17 protein-coding genes are annotated in these 20,354 nt (G+C 61.8%); 1 reads left to right on the forward strand and 16 read right to left on the reverse strand.

Features of this window, described 5'->3' with window-relative positions:
• The first annotated feature begins 83 nt into the window (after positions 1-83).
• On the forward strand, positions 84-1,133 hold the full coding sequence (locus BHE01S_RS21790) for a LacI family DNA-binding transcriptional regulator (RefSeq protein ID WP_042267573.1): 1,050 nt from the start codon (positions 84-86) through the stop codon (positions 1,131-1,133).
• Here BHE01S_RS21790 and BHE01S_RS21795 read toward each other — a convergent pair.
• From BHE01S_RS21795 to BHE01S_RS21875, 16 genes are all read right to left on the reverse strand, one after another.
• A complete protein-coding gene (locus BHE01S_RS21795; RefSeq protein ID WP_042267575.1) occupies positions 1,112-1,501 on the reverse strand; it encodes a type II toxin-antitoxin system VapC family toxin in 390 nt (129 codons plus the stop codon). The two genes, BHE01S_RS21790 and BHE01S_RS21795, sit on opposite strands and share 22 nt — an antisense overlap.
• On the reverse strand, positions 1,501-1,731 hold the full coding sequence (locus tag BHE01S_RS21800) for a type II toxin-antitoxin system Phd/YefM family antitoxin (RefSeq protein ID WP_042267577.1): 231 nt from the start codon (positions 1,729-1,731) through the stop codon (positions 1,501-1,503). The genes BHE01S_RS21795 and BHE01S_RS21800 overlap by 1 nt, the downstream gene beginning before the upstream one ends.
• Positions 1,732-2,673: 942 nt before the next feature.
• Complete coding sequence (locus BHE01S_RS21810) at positions 2,674-3,804, reverse strand: ABC transporter ATP-binding protein (protein ID WP_042267580.1); 1,131 nt, start codon at positions 3,802-3,804, stop codon at positions 2,674-2,676.
• Positions 3,805-3,899: 95 nt separating this feature from the next.
• A complete protein-coding gene (locus tag BHE01S_RS21815; protein ID WP_042267582.1) occupies positions 3,900-5,237 on the reverse strand; it encodes a GH1 family beta-glucosidase in 1,338 nt (445 codons plus the stop codon).
• A gap of 68 nt (positions 5,238-5,305) precedes the next feature.
• Complete coding sequence (locus BHE01S_RS21820) at positions 5,306-6,136, reverse strand: carbohydrate ABC transporter permease (RefSeq protein ID WP_028204698.1); 831 nt, start codon at positions 6,134-6,136, stop codon at positions 5,306-5,308.
• Positions 6,133-7,158: a carbohydrate ABC transporter permease gene (locus BHE01S_RS21825; RefSeq protein ID WP_042267586.1), complete on the reverse strand. Its 1,026-nt coding sequence runs from the start codon at positions 7,156-7,158 to the stop codon at positions 6,133-6,135. The genes BHE01S_RS21820 and BHE01S_RS21825 overlap by 4 nt, the downstream gene beginning before the upstream one ends.
• Positions 7,159-7,264: 106 nt before the next feature.
• Positions 7,265-8,512: an ABC transporter substrate-binding protein gene (locus tag BHE01S_RS21830; protein ID WP_042267587.1), complete on the reverse strand. Its 1,248-nt coding sequence runs from the start codon at positions 8,510-8,512 to the stop codon at positions 7,265-7,267.
• 189 nt (positions 8,513-8,701) lie between these two features.
• Entirely contained in the window at positions 8,702-9,793 is a 1,092-nt protein-coding gene (locus BHE01S_RS21835) for a LacI family DNA-binding transcriptional regulator (RefSeq protein WP_042267590.1), read from the reverse strand.
• A 218-nt stretch (positions 9,794-10,011) separates the two neighbouring features.
• Positions 10,012-11,166, reverse strand: coding sequence for a porin (locus tag BHE01S_RS21840; RefSeq protein WP_042267593.1), 1,155 nt, complete (start codon positions 11,164-11,166; stop codon positions 10,012-10,014).
• A 563-nt stretch (positions 11,167-11,729) separates the two neighbouring features.
• Positions 11,730-13,004 carry an ABC transporter permease gene (locus tag BHE01S_RS21845; RefSeq protein ID WP_052406043.1) on the reverse strand — a complete coding sequence of 425 codons (1,275 nt, stop codon included), beginning with the start codon at positions 13,002-13,004 and terminating at the stop codon, positions 11,730-11,732.
• 24 nt (positions 13,005-13,028) lie between these two features.
• Positions 13,029-14,549 carry a sugar ABC transporter ATP-binding protein gene (locus tag BHE01S_RS21850; RefSeq protein WP_042267594.1) on the reverse strand — a complete coding sequence of 507 codons (1,521 nt, stop codon included), beginning with the start codon at positions 14,547-14,549 and terminating at the stop codon, positions 13,029-13,031.
• Positions 14,550-15,524 carry a substrate-binding domain-containing protein gene (locus tag BHE01S_RS21855; protein WP_042267595.1) on the reverse strand — a complete coding sequence of 325 codons (975 nt, stop codon included), beginning with the start codon at positions 15,522-15,524 and terminating at the stop codon, positions 14,550-14,552.
• Positions 15,525-15,596: 72 nt separating this feature from the next.
• On the reverse strand, positions 15,597-16,664 hold the full coding sequence (locus BHE01S_RS21860) for a LacI family DNA-binding transcriptional regulator (RefSeq protein WP_042267597.1): 1,068 nt from the start codon (positions 16,662-16,664) through the stop codon (positions 15,597-15,599).
• Positions 16,665-16,790: 126 nt separating this feature from the next.
• Positions 16,791-17,027: a hypothetical protein gene (locus BHE01S_RS21865; protein WP_042267599.1), complete on the reverse strand. Its 237-nt coding sequence runs from the start codon at positions 17,025-17,027 to the stop codon at positions 16,791-16,793.
• Positions 17,028-17,251: 224 nt separating this feature from the next.
• Complete coding sequence (locus BHE01S_RS21870; protein ID WP_407669542.1) at positions 17,252-17,611, reverse strand: 2-oxoglutarate dehydrogenase; 360 nt, start codon at positions 17,609-17,611, stop codon at positions 17,252-17,254.
• A 122-nt stretch (positions 17,612-17,733) separates the two neighbouring features.
• Positions 17,734-19,557, reverse strand: coding sequence for a S10 family serine carboxypeptidase-like protein (locus BHE01S_RS21875; RefSeq protein WP_042267602.1), 1,824 nt, complete (start codon positions 19,555-19,557; stop codon positions 17,734-17,736).
• Positions 19,558-20,354 lie beyond the last annotated feature (797 nt).

Raw genomic sequence — 20,354 nt, forward strand, 5'->3', positions numbered from 1 at the left:
TGACGAGCGCCTAACCCGCGGCGTAACCCGCGAGTCACGAGCGAGTCTTCGCAGACATGACCTCTCGTAAGCCCACACCACGCATGGCAAGGCAAACTCCCACGCTCGAGCACGTCGCGAAGCTGGCCGGGGTGTCGCAGATGACCGCGTCGCGCGCGCTCAACGGACGCCCGGGCGTGTCGCGCGAAACGCGCGACGAAGTGCTGAGAATCGCTTCGGACATCGGTTACGTCGTGAACCGCACGGCGCAGAAACTCTCGGGCGGCCGCAACGGCATCATCGGCATCATTACCCCCACGCTCGACACGCAGTTCTCGAGCGAACTGGTGCTCGGCGCGGGCCGCGCGGCGCGCGGCGCGGGCATGGAAATGCTGGTGTACACCGTGTTCGACGAAGACCGCCATGCGCATCACGACCTGCTCGGGTTGATTCAACAGTTTTCGGACGGCATTCTCGCCATCCTGCCGCGCGAATCGCTCTGTCTCGAAGCGCTCGCCACGGCCAAAGTGCCGGTGGTGGTGGTCGATCAGCGCGGCACGCTTACGGGTTTTCCTTCGGTATCGGTCGACAATTACGGCGGCGCCTGTCTCGCGGTCGAACATCTCGCGGAACTCGGCCACAAGCGCATTGCGTTCCTCGCCGGCGACGAAACCATCGAAGGGGTACGCGACCGCCAACGCGGCTATCGCGACACGCTTGCCAAGCTCGGCTTGCCGCGCGAAGACGCGCTGGTTGCCGCGGGCGATCTTTCGCAAATGATGGCCTTCGATGTTACGTTCGACCTGCTCAACCTCGCCGATCCGCCCACCGCGATTTTCACGGCCAACGACCAGAGCGCGTTTGGCGTGATCGCCGCAGTCAGGGAAGCGGGCCTGCGCGTGCCCGACGACATTTCCGTGATCGGGTTCGACGACATTCCCATGTCCGAGCAGTTTCATCCTGCCCTCACTACGATTCGCCAGCCGTTCCAGCAAATGGCGCGTTCGGCGGTCAATACGCTGCTCGCGCAGATCGCCGGCATCGACGCCGCTTCGCAGCGCATCACACTGCCTGCCGAACTGGTGGTGCGCGACTCGACCGGGCCGGTGCGAGCCCGGCACCGCCGCTCGCGTCACCAGATCGTTTCGACGTAGGTCGAGGCGCGCACCTTCGCATCGGAGGTCACGAGCGCGCCGCCGTGCGTGCGCGCGGTCGCGACGATCAGCCTCTGATGCGAGGTGAGCGCGGGCGGCAGCGTCGCCGCCCGAAACGCAATTTCCGAATCGACCGGAATCAGGCGCACGCCATCCAGTTTCAAAAACGTCGAAAGCCAGCTGCGCGCGTCCATGGTGAGCCCGAGGCTGCCCGCCTTTACGAACTCCGCAATTTCGAGCGCGCTGATGGCCGAAATCAGGATCTCGCCGCCGGCGAGTTCACGGTCGATCGCATCGTGAGCTGCCTGGCTCAGCGCTTTCTGCCTGCCCAGCCAGCACACGAGCGCAAGCGTGTCGAGCGTGATCATTACTCTTCCTGCTCGGCGGGAACCGGTGCAAGCGCGTGCTTGAGATTGACATGCGTGATCGAGGCCCGCAGCAACTCGAGCGGATTTTCCGTCTTGCTGCGATACGGCCGGATTTCAATGGTGGGTTGTCCCCGGTCCGTCACGACGACGGTTTCGCCCAGCGTTTCGACCTGACGAAACAGCTCGCAGGCGCGGGACTTGAAAATGGCTTTGGATACTCGTTTTTCCATGACGCTCTCCACCCATCAAAATTCTATCGGATTTTTATTGCATCGGGTCGTTGCACACACAACCAAATTGTGTATCGCACCCCAATGGCTCTTTATCGGCGTTGCCCAACGGTCTGCTACCTGAATGACGCCCCTGCGCCGGCAGATCCCGCTCGAACGGACCGCGGGTTTTTACCGGTAACGTCTTTCGCCCGAATACGCCCAGCGGCCCTTGCGCTTTCATGTAATCGATCTGTCTGGTGATTGCCCGTCAAGCAGTCCGACTTGTGAACGAGCGACCCGCAAGGCACGGCAACAGGGTGTGTTGCTTGCCGGCGGCCAGGCGCGAGGGCGGTGTACGCTTCGCTTGCCGACACGGACGCTGCCGCAGGAAAGCGGAGCGCGGGGGGAGATGATTGCTCTTGTTGCAGACCATCGATTAAACAGAAACATAATAACGTTACCCTTAACGTTAGATCATGTTAAGTTCCCCGTTTGAACGCCGCCATGCGTGGTTTACCTGGGCTTGGCGAATTCATGCGGAGTCCGCGTAAACCCCGCCGGAGCCCGGTCTGGCAAGGAAAGAGCGCCTGGTAAGCCGGCAACAGCGTACTGCAAAAAAGTACCGTTCCGGCTAACGTTAAATGTGCGGTGAGAAAAGTCGTAACGCCCATTCGCGACACTCGTAATCATCCCTGCCCCCATATCGTCACACTCGCTAATCCGGATCATCCGGGAATGGCGGCTTCGACGAAGGCTCCACGTCGAAATGGACGATGAATGCATGCAGCGGCTCGCGCCGTCTCACCTGGCGGTTGCGTTGCGGCTCGCGTTCACCGCCCGTCAGGTCGCGCGTTTGAGCGGTTATCGCAACCCTCCCGCGCGGCGCATTTGCGGTGGACGCGAAAGCGTCCTTCGACCCTTTGTTCACCATGGCACGCTTCCCCTACGCAAACCGGCACGTCAAACGACGGCTTGAACGTTCTCCCCCACCTGGGGGCGCTCGAACGCCACGGCGGCCCCCTTCGCATCGAACAGCGTGACCGCCGACGAGGCCACCTTGATGCCCACGCGTGCGCCCGGCTCGTATTGCGCGTCCTTTTTGTCGAGCTTGAGTGAGATGGCGTGCGCCATGCCGTCGAGGCACGCATGCAGGATCGAGACATCGCCCAGATGCTCGACCAGTTCCACGCGAGCGGCGATGCCTTCATCCGCGAGTCCGATGCTCAGGTGTTCGGCGCGCACACCCAGGGTCAACTCGCCGTTGAGTGCGCGATCCGGACGGCCTGACAACGCAACGCGGTGGCTCGCACCCGCAAGCGCGAGGACGGTTTGCGTACCGTTTTGCGACACGACCGTGGCGCTGAGCATGTTCATTTGCGGCGAACCGATAAAGCCGCCGACAAAGCGGTTCGCGGGCCGGTCGTACAGATCGAGCGGCGCGCCCGTCTGCTCGATGTTCCCCTTGTTGAACACCACGATCTGCTCGCCGAGCGTCATCGCCTCGACCTGATCGTGCGTGACGTAGATCATCGTCGTGCCGAGTTCGCGGTGCAGCTTCGCCAGTTCGATGCGCATCTGCACGCGCAGCGCGGCATCGAGATTCGACAGCGGCTCGTCGAACAGAAACACGCGCGGCTTGCGCACGATCGCGCGGCCAATCGCAACGCGCTGCCGCTGGCCGCCCGAGAGCGCCTTGGGCTTGCGTTCGAGCAGGTGCGTGATCTGCAGGATTTCGGCGGCGCGGCCCACGATCTCGCGCACTTCGCGCTTCGATTTTCCCGAGAGCTTCAGCGAAAAGCCCATATTCTCAGCAACCGTCATATGCGGGTAGAGCGCATAGCTCTGGAACACCATCGACACGCCGCGATCCACAGGCTGCAGATCGTTCACGCGTATGCCGTCGATCAGAATGTCGCCGCCGCTCACTTCCTCGAGTCCGGCGATCATGCGCAGCATGGTCGACTTCCCGCAACCCGACGGCCCGACGAATACCGTGAACTGTCCGTCGGGAATATGAAGATCGATGCCCTGAATGATCTGCGGACCTTCGCCATACGTCTTCGCGACGTTGCGCAATGCGAGTTCGCCCATTGTTACGTCCTCCTTGTTGCTCTTGCTTGCTGTCCCGCGCGAGACGGTGTGTCTTCCCGCTTCGCGCAGGTTACGGTGCTGTCTGTGTGGCCGCGTTAGCGTGCCGCCTCTTCGGCGGCGTGCTCCGCGATAACCTCGCTATACCAGTGCGCACTGTCCTTCAGCGTGCGCTTCTGGGTCTCGTAGTCGACGTACACCATGCCGAAGCGTTTGTCGTAACCGGACGCCCATTCGAAGTTGTCCAGCATGCTCCACGCGAAATAACCCGCCACGTCCACGCCCAGTCGTGCAGCGTCGGACAGCGCGGCCAGGTGCAGATCGAGGAAGTGGATGCGGTCGGTGTCCTGCACGCGGCCGTTCTCGAGCACGTCTTTCGACGCGCAGCCGTTCTCGGTGATGAAGATCGGCGGCAGCCTGTACTCGGCATTAAGCTTCGTGAGCAGTTCGGTCAGGCCTTCCGGATAGACTTCCCAGTCCATGTCCGTAAAGCCGTGCACGCCAGGCGGACGCTTGTCGCCCGAAGCACTCGCGAAGATACGCGTGTAATAGTTGATGCCGAGAAAGTCGAGCGGCGTGCCGATGATGTCGAAGTCGCCTTCGCGAATCACCTCTTGCGGGCCGTTCGCGCCATACCATTGCAACGCTTCGGCCGGATATTCGCCCTTGAAGATCGGGTCCATGTACCAGCGCACGAACTTCGCATATTCGAGCGAGGCGGCAACGAGGTCCTCAGGCGCGTCGGTCGCGCCATGTGCCGGCGACTGGTTGAGCACGATGCCGAGCGGCGCCTTCACGCCATCGGCGCGCATGGCCTGAACGGCAAGGCCATGCGAAAGCAGCAGGTGATGCGCAACGTGCGCCGCCTTCTTCAGGTCGGCGTTGCCCGGCGCGAAGTAGCCCGTTGCGTTGCCGAGCCACGCGGTGCACCAGGGCTCGTTGTGCGTGGCGATCGAAGCCACGCGGTCGCCCAGCACGCGGCCGATCTTGCGCGCGTAGTCGGCGAAACGATAAGCCGTGTCACGGCTCTCCCAGCCGTTCTGCTGCGTCTGCAACGCTTGCGGCAAGTCCCAGTGATACAGCGTCGCGAACGGCTGGATGCCGCGCTCGAGCAAGCCGTCGACCAGACGCTCGTAGAACGCGAGGCCTTTCTCGTTGTACGCGCCGCGACCATCCGGCTGCACGCGCGGCCATGCGATCGAAAAGCGATAGGCATTGACGCCCATCTGCGCCATCAGATCGAGATCTTCCTCGAAGCGGTGGTAGTGATCGCAGGCCACGTCGCCGCTCTCGCCTTTCACCACCTTGCCGGGTACGCGGCAGAACGTGTCCCAGATCGATTCGCCACGGCCGTCTTCACGGGCCGCGCCTTCGATCTGATACGAACTGGTGGCCACGCCCCAGACGAAATTTTCCTTGAATCGAAACGTCGGCATAACAATAGGTATCCTGATTAGTTGCGTCCGGTTTTTTGTGAGCGGACATGTTACGAATGAAGAGAAACTCAGGCCTTGACCGCGCCGGTCGTTAAACCGTCGATCAAGCGCCGCGAGGTGAAAGCGAACAGCACCAGCAACGGCACCACGGCGACCGCTGAGCCCGCCATCACCGCGCCCCAGTCCGAATTGGTCGGGCTTTGCAGAATGCGCAGCGCGAGGGGCAGCGTGTACATCGACGGCGAACGCAGCACCACCAGCGCGGAGAGAAAGTTGTTCCAGGCCTGAATGAAACTGATGAGCCCGAGCGTGCCCAGTGCCGGCCCGAGCAGCGGCAGCACGATGCTCCAGTAGATACGGAACTCGCCGCAGCCGTCGATGCGCGCCGCCTCGATCAGGTCGGACGGAATGGCCGAGGCAATGTACTGGCGCATGAGGAACACGCCGAGCGCGGCAGCCGCGCCGGGCACATACAGCGCGCGCGGCTGATTGATCCAGCCGAGCAGGTTCATCGTCATGAAGGTCGGAATCATGCTGAGGAACGGCGGCACCAGCATGGCCGTGAGCGCAACGGCAAAGAGCGTTTTCTTGAAGCGGAACTCGTACATCGCAAACGCGTAACCGGCCATCGAGGTGACGAGTAGTGTCAGCACGGTCTGGATCGTCGCCGTGTAGAAGCTCCAGCCCAGATTGCGCCAGAACGGAATGTGGCGCATGAGCGACGCCATGTTGTCGAGAAACGCATTGCCGAACCACAGCGGCGGCGGCATCGAGAAAATCTCGGAACTCGTGTGCGTGGCGAACACGAACATGAACCAGAACGGCGAGAACATCAGCACCGCGCCGGCCAGCACGACGGCATAACCGGTATAACGCGCCTTGTTTTTCGACAGTTTCATCGCTGAGCCTCTTCTTTCATGCCGCTGCGGTGGAAAATGCGCGTGTTGAGCCACATCAGCGCGGAAATCGTGATAAAGAGCAGCCACGCAATCGAACTAGCCGTGCCGAAGTCGCCGTCGTGGAATGCCGTGCGATACATGTAGACGGCCGTCGTCAGGCCGGACTGGCTCGTGCCCATGCCTTCGTTCGGCAGCAGGATGAAAGGCTCTTCGAACAGTTGCAGGCCGCCGATGATCGAAAGCGTGACCGCGAAGAAGATCATCGGCTTGAGAAGCGGTATCGTGATGCGCGTGAACTGTTGCCAGCCATTGGCGCCGTCGATGCGTGCCGCTTCGTAAATGTCCTTCGGAATGGTCTGCAGCGCGGACAGATAAAGCACCGTATTCCAGCCCACGTAACGCCAGAAGACGACGACCGAGACCGCCGGCTTCACATTTGCCGGGTTATACAGCCACTCGACCGGTTTCGAAGGCACGATCCAGTGCAGCCCCGGAATTTTGCCGATTTCGGCGATGGCGAGGTTGATCATGCCGAACTCGGTCGAATACAGCGACGAGAAGATCAGCGCGATCGCCACGCTCGAGGTGATGAAGGGCAGAAAATACAGCCCGACGACGAAATTACGCCAGCGGCGAAATGCAGTTTGCAGAAAGAACGCGAGCGGCAGCGCAATGAGGTGCTGCGGCACGCCGGACATGACCGCCATCGAAGCCGTGTTGTAGAGCGATTTCCAGTACCACGGGTCAGTCAGCGTGAACGTGAAGTTCGACAGGCCCACCCACTTCATGCTCGCCAGTCCCGCCGTCGCGTCCCAGCTCTGGAACGAGAGATACAGCGAAAACAGCAGCGGAAAGGCGAGGAATACGGCGAACAGCAGGAAAAACGGCGCGAGAAACAGGTATGGCGCGATCTTGACCGGATTGAACCGCGGTTTTCCACGAGCGTGGGCGAGCGGCGCAAGCGTATCGCGCACGAGCCCTTCCCGGGAGACCTGTTCAGTTGTGGGCAGAGGAGAGTTCATCGATAGTTCCGTCCATTCGGGCGTGGCCGGCCGGGGCGGCCGGTCACGCTGTTGCAGCGGGCTTCAAGGCGCGGCAACGGGCGCCGCGCCGTTTCATTGGAACCGCTTAGCGGCGGACTCGATGCGTGATCTCAGCCTGTGCTTCCTGCAGCGCCTGGTGGATGTCCTCGTTGCTGTCGACCACCTTGTCGAGCGCCGAGTGGACCGCCTCTTCGGCGACCTGGTCATACTTGCTGCGCTGGATCGCCGGGATATGCTCGGCGGCGTCACGCCAGATCAGGCGAGCCTTCTCGTTGCCGAGGAATGCCACGGGCTGCGCGAAAAAGTCGTCGTGCTGCGCGGAAAGCAGCGCCGGGAAGGCGTCGATCGAGCGGAACGAAGCGAGCTGCTCGTCCGTGCGCGTCGTCAGGAACTTGATGAATTCCCACGACAGCTGCTTTTGCGTGGCCTTCGCCGGAATCGACCAGAACGTGCCGCCGAACGATGCATAAGCGCCGCCGGGCAGATTCGTTGCGCGCCACAGACCCTTCGTATCCGGCGCGATCCACGACGAGAGGTGGCCGCCGAGCCATGCGCCCATCATTTGCGTGGCCACCGTGCCGCGCTTGAAGCTTTCGGCCCATTCGTTCGACCACGGCGTGATCTTCGCGTCGAGACCGAGATCACGCGCCTTCTTCGCCAGCTCGAATGCCTTCACGAAGCGCGGCGAGGTCACGACCGGATTGCCGGCCTTGTCGAAGTACACGCCGTCGCCTTCTTTCAGGTCGGCGCGGATATAGATGTCTTCGATATCGCGCGACGATGCCATCAGGTACGCGCCCGTCGCCTTCTTGATCTTCTGCCCGGCCGCGAGATACGAGTCCCACGACCTGGTCAGATCGGCTTCGGTCACGCCTGCCTTGTCGAGAATGTCCTTGCGATAGAACAGCGTGCCCGGGCCGATATCGCCCGGCATGCCGACAATCTGCCCGTCCTGCGTGGTGGCCTGCGCGAACGTGTAATTGATGAACTGGCTCTTGTACTGACCGGCGTTATAAGGCGGCTTCGCGAGGTCTTCGAGACCGCCACCCGCGGCGAAGCGGCCAATAAAACCGACTTCGACGGCCATCACGTCGGGCAGGTCCGAGCTAGTTGCGAGCGCGGTGGTCATGGCGTTATGGTGATCGCCGATCGCAAGCGACGACACCTTGATGTCGACGTCCGGATGCAGCTTCTTCCACGCCGGAATCGCGTCCTTGATTTCCTGGTCGAGCTTCGGAAACACCGCGACGCTCAGCGTGGTATTGGCATGCGCAGCCATGGTAGCCACGCTCAGCAAGACTGCCGCGGCGGTGCCTGAAAAACGGAATTTCATTACATGTCTCCTGATGAAACGTTTACGAGTGACGTTCAAATGCTCCCCTGCTGCTACGAACTACTTCCCTTGTTGTATTGATTCGCACTGCAATGCAGTGCACTGCACTCCGCTACGCCCTGCCGCGCCCTGTTGCCTGAAAGCGCTTTCACCGCAAAACCAAAAAACGGCCCGATCTGGACGCGGACCTTATGCACCCGTGTTGCCCGGGCTCAGTGGCGGCCCGATACGACGCGTCGTCTCGCGCGTCACCAGCGTGAGCGGAATGGGACTCAGTGCGATGGGCTGCTTGCGGATCATCTGCACGATGCCTTGCGCGGCGAGACGGCCGATTTCATAGGTCGGCTGGCGTACCGTCGTCAGCGGCGGCGTCATGTATGAAGAAGTCGGCAGATCGTCGAAACCGACCAGCGACACATCTTCGGGCACGCGCACGCCGCGGCGAAACATCGCAAGGCGCGCGCCGTACGCCGTCTGGTCGTTCGCGCAGAACACCGCGCTCAACGACGGCCGGCGCACCAACAGCCGCTCCATGGCCGCGAGCCCGCCTGTCTCGAGGTAATCGCCCTGCTCGACCAGATCGGCGTCGAACCCGATATCCGCGTCTTCCAGTGCCATGCGGTAACCGTCGAGACGCTCGAGCGCGTCCTCGTGACTGTCCGGGCCGGCAATGAACGCGATTTCGCGGTGGCCCTGCTCGATCAGATGACGGGTCGCGTCGCGTGCGCCCTGCAGGTTGTCGATCGGCAGGCCCGCCAGCGCCGTGCCGTTTTGCACTGAGCGCCCCAGCACCAGCATGGGCGCGTAGCGCGAGTATTCCGCTAGCGTCGGTTCGTCGAGTTGCGCGTGCAACAGAATGATGCCGTCCACGCGGCGCGCGATGAATTCTTCGAGGCGCGCTTTTTCGTCGACGACATTCCAGCGGCTGCTCACGAAAATCGGCGTGAAGCCCGGCTCAGAAAGCGCCTCTTCGATGCCGCGCAGCCACTCGGCGTAAAACGGGCTCGACACGGCCTGCGTCAGGACGCCGATGGTTTCGGTACGGCCACTCGCCAGGCTGCGCGCCAGCACGTTCGGACGATAGTTGAACCGCGCGATCGCCTCTTCCACCGCGCGCTGCTTTTCAGGGAGAACACGCGCGGTGCCGTTCAGGATGCGCGACACCGTGCTCGGAGACACCCCGGCTGCGCGCGCAATTTCTTCCAGCGTCACGTTGGGACCAGGAGTGGGTCCGCTCTGGACACGGGGCGCGCCGGGCGCTTCGTTAGTGCCATCGGTCATGAGTTCCGCCTGGACATTTTCATGAAAGCGCTTTCAAACACAAAAACGCTTCCAGATACGAATTCGAAATGACTAACAGAAACTACCAAAGGAACCACAGAAAAAGCAGCCGGTGCGACCAGGGTGGAGGAGAGATCGCACCGGCCTCTCTATGTAAGAGAATTAAGCAGTACCTAACACAAAGAGATCACAACAACTACAGGTCAAACGAAGTCAAATCAGAACATGTGCATGATGCCCGCGAACACGCCGGTCTGGCTGTGACCGTAGTTCGGGTTGTCGTTCGACGACGTGCCCGTCGCCGCGTCGAAGTTGTTGTTGCCGTACGGACCATTGCCGAGGTTGATGTTCGACGTCGAGCTGTTGTGGACGTAGCCGGCTTCCGCATACAGGAACGTGCGCTTCGACAGGTTGTACGTCGTGCCGAGCGTGAACAGCGTGGCGTTGCCGTTGCCGTTGTTCGCGTTCGCGTGGAATACGGCAGCCGTAATCGCCGAAGCGTCGTTCACCTGCCAGCCGGCGCCGATCCACTCGTGGTTCACCGAGGTCGGTGCGCTCACGCCAGCCGGCTGCGACGCGTCGGTCACGCCCATGCTTGCGTTGGTGGCGTCCGGTGCGCTCAGATGCTGGTAGCCCGCGTAAATCTTCACCGGACCGAGCACGTAGGTGCCGCCGACGAGCAGCGAGCGCGAAGCCGAATACACATTGTTGAACGAGCCGTTCGCACCGCGGACTTCGTCATAAATCACGCGGAAATCGCCGCTGCCCCACGTGTAGATACCTTCGACCGCGTTCGTGCGGCCCTGCCCCGTCGGCACGCCCTGCGCGTTGACAGGCGCCGAGTTCCAGCTCGTGTTGTTGGTCAGCGAATACTGGCCCTTGAACACGAGACCGCCGAACAGCGTTGGCGAATCATATTCGGCGCCGTTGCTCGTGCTCGCCCAGTTACGGCCGCGCACCAGCGTCGAGATGGCGTAACGCTGCATCAGCTGCGGGTCCGCGCCCCAGCTGTCCTGCGAGAGTTCGCCGGCGCCGAGGTTACCCATCTTGAACAGACCGAAGCGGTCGTTGGAGAAGCCCACCGTGGCATGACGGCCAAACAGGTTGCCCGCCGAAGCGCCGGTCATCGTATTGAGCTGGCCTTCCAGCTGGAACACGGCCTTCGTGCCGCCGCCGAGATCTTCCGAACCCAGCAGGCCGAACCAGGAGCAACCCCAGTCGCCGCTCTGTGCCGAGAACCTGCTACCGCCGGGCAGGCCAGTTTCGTACTGCACGCCGTTGTCGATACGGCCATACAGTGTGACGCTGCTCTGCGCGTGCGCCATCGTCGTCGCAGCTGCCATCACCGACAATGCAATAAGCTTCTTTTTCATTAGATATCCTATATATATTTTGGCGTCTCCAAACCGCGCAGGTCGCGTGCGCTCTACACGTTCCCTACCAGGCTGCCTCACTGAAATGTTCCAGATCACATTTCGAGGCGATTATAGGGACGCCCCTGCGCCGTGTATCGAACCGGCGGGCCAGGGAAAACGCTGTTACCGATAACAGTTGCACAGCGCACGGCCCAGGAGTAGGCCCCTGCTTCGTGACCATTCCGTTATGGTCACGAAGCTCGCAACTCCGTTCGCGGTCGTGAGAGAAAATATGCGCAGCGAAGGAAATGCACCGAACAACCGCGCTACATCGGCCAAATCGCGCTTGACAGCGCTTTCAAACGCGGCGCCCTGATGTTGTGAAGTTGCAACGACAACACGAAAATATTTTGCCCGTTGTGTCTGCAGCGTTGCGGGCTCTACTGACAGCGCTGTCACCAGCAGGCCTGGCAATAGTGAAGGTCATCAAGGTATACCCTGCCGGGCAACGAGTTGAGATTCTCCGGTAAGCACATTCCGCGCGGGACTTTGAATCCGCCCCGCGGGCTTTCCGGCTTTATTTATCGATCGCGCTGCGCAACGACATGTTTGATCCGCTTGATCCAGCCGCCGCGGCCATAGTCGGTCTGCTGCAGAAACACGGCAATCACGATGATCAGGCCTTTGAGGACCAGCTGGGTATTGCTGTCGATATCGTTGAGCAACAGAATGTTGCCGAGGAAACCGAATATAAGCACGCCCGCCACCGTGCCCGATATCCGCCCGACACCGCCGGCCAGACTCGTCCCGCCAATCACGACGGCCGCAATTGCATCGAGTTCCCAGCCGGTCCCGGCATCGGCCTTCCCCTGGCGGTACTGCGCCGCATAGAGCACGCCAACCAGCGCAGCGAGCAGACCGGAAACGGCGTAGGCCATCATTTTGTAGCGGTTGACGTCGAGCCCTGAAACCACGGCGCATTTCTCGTTTCCGCCTATCGCATACAGATATTTTCCGAACACCGTGCGATTCATCACGAAGCTGAATAGGAGTGCGATCACGAGGAAGAAAAGCGCAGGCACGGGGATCAGATTGAACAGCAGTGCCCGCAGATTCTCGATATCGGCGGTCGCGTTCGTGCCGCTGTAAATCGAATAGACGGCGGTATCCTGCCCCGCGATCAGCCGCGCGGCGCCGAGCACGCCGACCATCGCCGCAAGCGTGACGATGAACGGCTGCATGCGCCCGCGCGTGATGATCCAGCCGTTGATGCTGCCCACCGTGAAGCCCGCGAGCGGTACGATCCAGAGCACGCCTGCAAGCGGCATGCGGTGCGCCGCGTGCAACGCGATATACAGGCACGCCAGCGCCGCGCACAGCAGCGCAATGCCGCCGCGCACCGCGCGCGCGGCGCCCGTATGCACACCCTGCAGACGTTGCGGCCTGCGCCATGCACCTGATACGATGAACACGATCGAGAACACGGCAATCGCGTTGAGCACGAGCGAGGCGTAGGTCGCCCGGTTCCAACCCTCCGTGGTGAGCAGCATGGCGGTCAGCACGCTGCCCAGCCCCATGATCGCCCCGACGGAAAGGTCGATGCCCGCGGTGATGATCACGAGCGTCATGCCGATCGACATCACGCCGACGTTGGCGACCTCGCGAAACACGTCGGAAATATTGGCACTGGAAAGAAAGATGTTGCCGCCATCGGTCGAGTGAGGCGAAGTGAACGCGCCCACCACGAGCAGCAGGATCAGCCCCAGGTAGTACTTGAGGTGCGTCATGAGCGTGCTGAGTTGACGCCTGCGCGTTGGCGCGTCCGGCTCGGCGACGTGGTCCTGCACATGCAGCATGGTCAGCCTCCAGTCAGAGTCGATTCAAGGCGAAGCGAGATTGATCAGCAGATCGCCGGAAAAGTCGCTGCGCGGCACGATCTGTTTGGCGCGCCCTTCGCACAGCACGAGAATGCGGTCGCACAGCAAAGTCAACTCGTCGATTTCCGAGCTGGCGATCAGCACCGTCACGCCCGAGCGCGCCGCGTCGAGAATCTGCCGGTATATCTCCGCTTTGGCGGCGACGTCCACGCCGCGCGTCGGTTCGTCGAGCAAAAGGATGCGCGGCCTCGTCATCAGCCATTTGCCGATGATGAGCTTTTGCTGATTGCCACCCGACAGGCTGTTGGCGCTTTGCGCGAGGCTGCGATGCTTGACCCGCGAGGCGCGCGCCTGTTCGGCGGCCCAGCCGCACAGCCTGCGTCGCCGGTAGAACGGAAAGCCGGGCACGCGCGGTAACGACGGCAGCACGAAATTCGCTTCCAGCGACTGGTCGAGCACGAGACCATCCTTCTTGCGGTCTTCGGTCACGAAAGCGAGACCCGCTTGCGCAGCCTCGTTCGGATGCCTGAATGAACGCCGCTGGCCCGCGATCGCAATGCTCCCCTCCTTTCGGTAGGCCGAGATCCCGTAGATCGCTTCGAGCACTTCGGTCTTGCCCGCGCCCAGCAGACCCGAGAGGCCGAACACTTCGCCCTCGCGCACCGCAAACGATACGTCGCGCACCATCGCGCGAGACGGCCCCCACAACGAAAGATTGCGTACCTCCACACTCGTGCTGCGAGCGCGCGGCGCCTCGTCCGCACCGCGCTCCGGCGGGGCGAAGTCCTTGCCGATCATCATCGAGACGATCGCGGTGGACGACTCCACCTGTGCGACCGGCAGCGTCGAGATGCGCCGGCCGTCGCGCAGCACGGTCACGCGGTCGGCCACGGCGAAGACTTCGCCCAACCGGTGGCTGATCAGCACGATGCCCATGCCGCGTTCGCGCAGTTGCCGCGTGAGCGTTAGGAGCGCGTGCGTCTCCGCGTCGGAAAGCGCCGAGGTCGGCTCGTCCATGATCAGCACCCGTGCTTCGGCCACCAGCGACTTGGCAATTTCCACCAGTTGCTTTTCGCCCACCCGCAGCGCGCCGACCAGCGTGTCCGGGCTCGCGCGAAAGCCCAGTTGACCAAGTACGCTGCACGCAGCCGTGCGCATGGCGCGCCGGTCGGGAAAGCCCCAGCGTGTGCGCGGTTCCTTGCCGAGGAATATGTTGTCGACCGCGGAGAGCGTGTCGACAAGGTTCAGCTCCTGATGAATGACCGCGATCCCTGCATCGATTGCGTCGTTGACGCTCGCGAGGCGCGTGGACACGCCTCGCACGCGTATCGTGCCGCTGTCCGGCGTATACAGCCCGCCCAGCATCTTCATCAGGCTCGATTTGCCCGCACCGTTCTCGCCGACGAGCGCATGCACCTCGCCCGCCACGACATCGAAGTCGACGCCCGATAACACGGCACTGCCGTTGAACGAAATCGACAGGCCTGCCGCCTCGATGAGCGGCGCGGTGGCAGTGGCATTCATTCAGGAGTGGCTAGCAATATACGCCTTGGCGTTGTCTGCAAAAATGCCCTGGGTCGGCAACGTGACCTTCTTCGGGATCTTTTCGCCGTGGAGCAGCTTGAGCGCCTGGCGTATGCCTTCGGCGCCGGGCGTGGGGTACATGAATGTGCCGGCAAGCAGGCCTTGCGAGACCCAGGTCGCGCCCTCCTGCGGCAAGCCGTCGATGCCCACGAACTTGATGCTCTTGTCGCGCCCCGCGTCCTTGGCTGCAAGATAGGCGCCATAGGCCATGGGATCGTTGTGCCCGTAGACGACATCGATTTTCGGATTCACGCGCAACACCGTCTTCATATACTCGTATGCCTTGTCCTGCTTCCAGTCGCAGTCCACGCGCTCGCCCACGAGTTTGATGCCCGGCTCCTTGCCGATCACGCTCGCCGCGCCATCGTGGCGGTCGTGCGCCGGCTGCGCGCCGAAGCCGCCCCAAACCTCGACGAGATTGCCCTGTGCATGACCCGGGCCGCCCATCAGCTTGACCATGAATGTGCCCGCTTCGCGGCCGATCTGCACGTTGTCGCCGCCAATGAACTGCGTATAGGACTCGCCGTTCACCTCGCGGTCGAGCACGAACACGGGAATGCCCGCCTTATAGGCTTTTTCCACAACGCCGGTCAGCCCCGCCGACTCCTTGGGCGAAATGAAAATCGCATCCATCTTCTGGGCAATGAAATTCTCCATGTCGGCATTCTGCTTGTCCGTGCGGTCGCCGGCGTCGGCAATGATCAGATCGACCTCGGGATGCTTCGCGGCCTCGGCTTTCATGTCCTTGTTGAACTGCACGCGCCAGGGCTCGACCGTGGTCACCTGCGAGAAGCCGAAGCGGTATTTCTTTTGCTGCCCGAACGCGGGTGCGCTCAGCGTCCCGAGAAGACCCGCTGCACCGGCAAGCGGCACGGCGACCAGACCCGCAATCAGAATGCGTCGTTGACTGTCCATTGCCCTGTCTCCTTTGTTGTCTGAACCGGGCGGCACGTGCGGCCTGCCTCGGGTACCGCAAAAAATAGAACGTTATAGCGGCGGCGCGGCGGCAGCGCGTGCCGCTTCGCCCCATTCGTCATCCCGCACCGGGCCTGTGCTGTCGCGCACGCGCAAGTCGGCACGCATGCGCAGGTGCACGATCTCCGGGTTCTCGCCCAGCAACTGCTTGTGCAGGAGATGCCAGATGCCGCGGGCAATCGCCTCGGCGGGCTGTCGAATCGAACTGATGCCGGGACGCAGCACCGACATCCACGGTGCGTCGTCGAAGGAAAGCAGCGACATGTCGTCCGGCAGTTGCAGGCCCGCGTCGCGGATTGCCCGCAGCGCGCCGAGCGTCGCGACATTCGCGCCGGTGAAGAGCGCCGTGGGGCGCTCGCGCGCGGCGAGCACGCCGAGCGTCGTCGCGTGGCTTTCGGTCTCGCTCATGCCGCACACCACGACGTTGGCGTGCGGCGCCAGTCCGGCGCGCTGCATCGCATCCCGGTAGCCCTGGGCACGCTCGCGGCTGTTCACGAGATCGAGCGCGTTGACGATGAACGTGATACGGCGGTGGCCGAGGGCGATCAGATGCGCGGTGCCGTCCAGCGCCGCGCGATGACTGTCGGTCGTGACCGTGTTGGCGGGAAAACTGTTGTCGACGCGATCGGCCATCACAAGCGGCACGTCGCACTCGCGCAGTTCGCTGATCGCGTGTTCGTAGCCGTGGCATGGAATGATGATCATGCCCGCCACCTGGCGCGAGAGGACGAAGCGGATGCGCTCCGCTTCGCGCTCCGGGTCTTCCTGGGCATGCGCAAGGATGAGCCGGTAACCCGATTCGAGTGCGTGGTCTTCGAGTGCGCAGACCAGTTCGATGAAGAACGAATTGGTCAGGTCCGGCACGACAAAGCCAATCGACGTGGAGCGGCAACTGCGCAATTCGGCGGCCAGACTGTTGCGCCGGTAGCCGAGCTTGCGGGCCGCTTCCCAGACTTGCCGCCGGCGCGCTTCGCTCACATTTGCGGCACCCGCGAGCACCTTCGACGCGGTGCCCAGCGAGACACCCGCCGCATTCGCGACGTCCTTCAGCGTACTGGCACTTTTCTTGCGGTCGTCCATGCTGGTCTGTCCGCCCGAGGTGATGTGCTTGCGGTTATATGCCCGGACTGAAACGTTTCATAGAGTAGGAAAAGGATTTTCAGGCTTCAAGGGAGGGTTTTTCCGGGTCGGGAGAAAGCGCAGGAACTAGCGGTAATTCACAAAGTTGATGATGTCGTTGAGAAACCACGGAAGAATCAGCTGCGTGTCGGGATCGCTAACGCCCACGGTGAGTCTAGGCGGCTTCGAGGTGGCCGAACCGGGCTTCGCGCCATCGGGTGTGTGCAGCATGTAGGTGCTGGTGTCGGCAGCGGGCGGCGGCGGCGGTGAAGCACAAGCGGCAACGAGTAAAGCAAGGAACGCTGCGCAGCACAAACGCTTCATGATCGGCAATCTCCAGCCACGTGGTCTCGATAAGCCCAAGCGTACCATTGGCCCCGCCGTTGCTGTGAAACGGCGTGCATGCACCGGAAATGCCGAATTAAATCGCTGCGGTCGCTTTCGCGCTTATTCAGCGAAAGAGCGAAGCATCGTGTGGATCGAAAGGCCGCGTTGCGCGCCACGAATACGTGCAACGCGGCCCACTGCAGCGCGACAGACTTGCGGCCTCATTGACCCTGTTTCTGCAGATATTGTCGCACGTCGCTCATCGACACCCTGCCTGTATGCGCCGTGTCGATCTGATCGAAATGCTGCGCGATATACCCCAGCCCGCTGCTTTGCGCCTGGGCTTTCGTGATCGAAGCGCCGTTGCTCAATGTGGAATTCGCGCCCAGGCGAGCCTCCACTCGCTGCTGCGCCTGCTGCTGCAACTGTGTACCGGTGGAAGGCGTGAGCGGTGCTGGCCGGCTCGACGGAAAAAATGGGCCATCCACACCGTGGCCGCCCTTCGGAAGCTGAACGGGCGCCACCGCTTGCGTTGCCGCCTGGGCATGGCCAGCCGCGACCGCAGCGACCGCGCCCAACATGAGCGGAGCAACGCACCACAGATTTTTGAACGTAGACATGATCGCTCGCTTTCAATGAGTGAGGAGCGGGCCTCCACCGACTATCGATCAACGACGTTCGACGAGAGCCCCTGCCTGTGACGTTATTGGGCCGCTGCTGCGACTGCCGTGGAAGTCGGCGTACCCGCGGGATTCTCGTCGGGCCACGGCTGCGGAAGCGTCCAGAGCGAAAGCGCCAGTGGTATGGGCTGACCACCATAGTAGCTCACGAGATCAGCCTTCATTTTCGGACGCGCCACGTCGTCCAGATAAATCATGTGTCCGCCCTGGAAGAAGTTGACCTGCAGGTTCGGGCTCAAGCCAGCCACCGTTTGCAGACGCGCAAGCTGCTTCTCCGTATTGAAGAACGGCGTAGCGAGATCGTGATAGCCGTTCTCCGCGAGCACCTTCAGCTGCGGATTGAGCTGAATCGCGCCGAGCAGGTCGGGCAGCGTATCGGGCAGCGGCTGGCCGTCGTGCGAGAAGTCCCAGACCTCGATGATGTTGTCGTTCAGTGGCATGTACGTCGCATTCGGCGCCGTGTAGCCGAGATAATCCGGCATTTGCGTGGCGAGTGCGGTCGTGAACGGCTGCGCGATGAGAATGTCCGATGGGTCGCCGTCGCTCTGCAAACGCGGATCCGAATTCGGCAACGATACGCGCCCGTCGTAACGACCGATCGTCGTGCCCGGGATCAGTTCGTTATTGAACGGATTCACGTTGAAGTAGCCATTGAGCGCCTGCAACGTGAGGCTCGAAGGCCAGCGCCACGACTCCAGCGTTTTCTCGGGTGGAAAGACCGGCTTGCCCAGCGCATCGGGAATGCCGAGTTGACTCAGCACCCACGACTGCGCGTATTTGCGCAAATGCTGATACTGGCCCGTGGCGAAGATCTCCGACTGCAACGCGAAGAGACCTTGATCGATCAATGGCGGCGAAACCAGATTGAAGTAGGCGGCCACCTCGGCGTAGCCTGGATAATAGCCCGCGAGTGTATCGGTATCGAGCAACAGGCCCGCTGTCGAATCCGTGATGGCCGTCGCCTCGATCGCATCGGCAAAGTAGTTCAGGATGGACGACTGAAGCACGATGCCGGTCAATTGCACGCCCGCTGCCTCGAGCGCGAGCGCAAGCATGTCGGTGCGCGGCGTGCCATACGACTCGCCGTAGAGATAAATCGGCGAACTGCTGCGGTTGTTCACGGCCAGGTAACGCTTGATGAAATCGCGCATCACGTTCACGTCGGGATCACAGCCCCAGAACTTCTGGTTCGTGTTCGGCAAAATGGCCTCCGAAAGCCCCGTGCCCGGCGGGTCGATGAACACCATGTCTGTCGTATCGATCAGGCTCTCGGCATTGTTCACGAGCGGAAAGTTCGGCCAGTTGGTGAGCAGCGGATCGGGCGTGGCGACACGCGTCGGCGCAAACGAGCCAAGACGCAACCAGATCGACGACGAACCCGGTCCGCCGTTATAGATGAACGTCACTGGCCGCGGCGAGCCGTTCGTGCCCGGCGCGGTATAGGCAACGTACGACATCGTCGCCTCCGGATTGCCGTTTGCGTCCGATGCGGTCAGGTGTCCGGTTGTCGTCGTGTAGTTGATCGTCGTCTTGCCTGAGGTCCATCGGTAATGCATGATCGCGGCTTTCTCGGCAACCTGCGACGCCGCAAGACCATCGCTGGCGTTCGCCGAATAGGCGATCGGGTCCGTATAGGGCTGGTTGGCGTTTGGCGAGTTCGGCGTTTGCGCGGCGGCTTTCGCGCTCGCCGAAACCTGGTTCAGCGCGCTCGCGCCAGACGAGGACGGGCTACTGTCGCCACCGCCGCAACCCGCAAGCAGCACCACGCCGATAGCGATCGCGCCTGCATGGCACAGTTGGCTGCGGCTGCAGCTCAAGCCCATGCTGGATTGACTGTCCGGATGCATTGTTATACCCCTTCGAATGACGACATCACACTACGCGGGGACCGCATTCACCGGCATTAACGCCTTGAACAAGACGCCGGAATTCAAATGAAATTACCAGCAAAAAACGGCTGACATTTAACTTTCCATTCCTGACAAAAACGATTCATATCGAACGGAAATTTTTTATTATGGTTACCTAAATAATCCATGTCGCATCGAGCAAAACCGTTGAGTTTTACCGACGTGATTCCGTTGGAAATATTTGGTAATGAAAGGATGGCAGAGGAAAAATAGGAGGCGACGCAGTACTTTGTCAAGGGATAGTTTCGGAGCCTATGCACGCTGATTCGTTGCGCGCGCAGCAATTGCGTCGAGGGTGAAACGGTCGTATGCATGCGGGCCGGCGATGCGAGATCTCGTTGCGGCGCGACCGCGAGCTTCTGGTGAATGCAAGCTCGACCATGCCCCACGGATTGTCTGGATGATTGCAATCCGTGGCTCGCGTGCATCCGCCAACGCGCCCAATTAGGGCCACACTTCTCGCCAGATGCGGAACGGCGAAGAAGGACACCATCTCATTTAGCTATTCTGATAAATAAAAAAAGCCCCGCACGGTAATAAATTCCGCAAAGTGCTTTTTACCGGAACGCAGCCATCGCGCATATGTGCGCTGGACAACAACCGAGATTGACGCGCTGTGCGAAATCAACCATATTTTGACCAGACGGCTGTGCTCGGTCCGGCCCCGTCGCTTTCCTGCGCATGCAGATCGTGAGTTCCGCGAGGCCTTGCCCCTCGCTTCAACGACGATTCTG

Origin of the sequence: Paraburkholderia heleia NBRC 101817 (genome assembly GCF_000739775.1) — a bacterium.
Classification (GTDB): domain Bacteria; phylum Pseudomonadota; class Gammaproteobacteria; order Burkholderiales; family Burkholderiaceae; genus Paraburkholderia; species Paraburkholderia heleia.

Coding starts and splice junctions, on each gene's coding strand:
- BHE01S_RS21815 (WP_042267582.1), bottom strand. CDS start 5,237: ATGCCGACGTTTCGATTCAAGGAAAATTTCGTCTGGGGCGTGGCCACC.
- BHE01S_RS21840 (WP_042267593.1), bottom strand. CDS start 11,166: ATGAAAAAGAAGCTTATTGCATTGTCGGTGATGGCAGCTGCGACGACG.
- BHE01S_RS21825 (WP_042267586.1), bottom strand. CDS start 7,158: ATGAACTCTCCTCTGCCCACAACTGAACAGGTCTCCCGGGAAGGGCTC.
- BHE01S_RS21800 (WP_042267577.1), bottom strand. CDS start 1,731: ATGGAAAAACGAGTATCCAAAGCCATTTTCAAGTCCCGCGCCTGCGAG.
- BHE01S_RS21820 (WP_028204698.1), bottom strand. CDS start 6,136: ATGAAACTGTCGAAAAACAAGGCGCGTTATACCGGTTATGCCGTCGTG.
- BHE01S_RS21850 (WP_042267594.1), bottom strand. CDS start 14,549: ATGAATGCCACTGCCACCGCGCCGCTCATCGAGGCGGCAGGCCTGTCG.
- BHE01S_RS21875 (WP_042267602.1), bottom strand. CDS start 19,557: ATGCATCCGGACAGTCAATCCAGCATGGGCTTGAGCTGCAGCCGCAGC.
- BHE01S_RS21845 (WP_052406043.1), bottom strand. CDS start 13,004: ATGCTGCATGTGCAGGACCACGTCGCCGAGCCGGACGCGCCAACGCGC.
- BHE01S_RS21830 (WP_042267587.1), bottom strand. CDS start 8,512: ATGAAATTCCGTTTTTCAGGCACCGCCGCGGCAGTCTTGCTGAGCGTG.
- BHE01S_RS21855 (WP_042267595.1), bottom strand. CDS start 15,524: ATGGACAGTCAACGACGCATTCTGATTGCGGGTCTGGTCGCCGTGCCG.
- BHE01S_RS21810 (WP_042267580.1), bottom strand. CDS start 3,804: ATGGGCGAACTCGCATTGCGCAACGTCGCGAAGACGTATGGCGAAGGT.
- BHE01S_RS21860 (WP_042267597.1), bottom strand. CDS start 16,664: ATGGACGACCGCAAGAAAAGTGCCAGTACGCTGAAGGACGTCGCGAAT.
- BHE01S_RS21795 (WP_042267575.1), bottom strand. CDS start 1,501: ATGATCACGCTCGACACGCTTGCGCTCGTGTGCTGGCTGGGCAGGCAG.
- BHE01S_RS21835 (WP_042267590.1), bottom strand. CDS start 9,793: ATGACCGATGGCACTAACGAAGCGCCCGGCGCGCCCCGTGTCCAGAGC.
- BHE01S_RS21870 (WP_407669542.1), bottom strand. CDS start 17,611: ATGTTGGGCGCGGTCGCTGCGGTCGCGGCTGGCCATGCCCAGGCGGCA.
- BHE01S_RS21865 (WP_042267599.1), bottom strand. CDS start 17,027: ATGAAGCGTTTGTGCTGCGCAGCGTTCCTTGCTTTACTCGTTGCCGCT.
- BHE01S_RS21790 (WP_042267573.1), top strand. CDS start 84: ATGGCAAGGCAAACTCCCACGCTCGAGCACGTCGCGAAGCTGGCCGGG.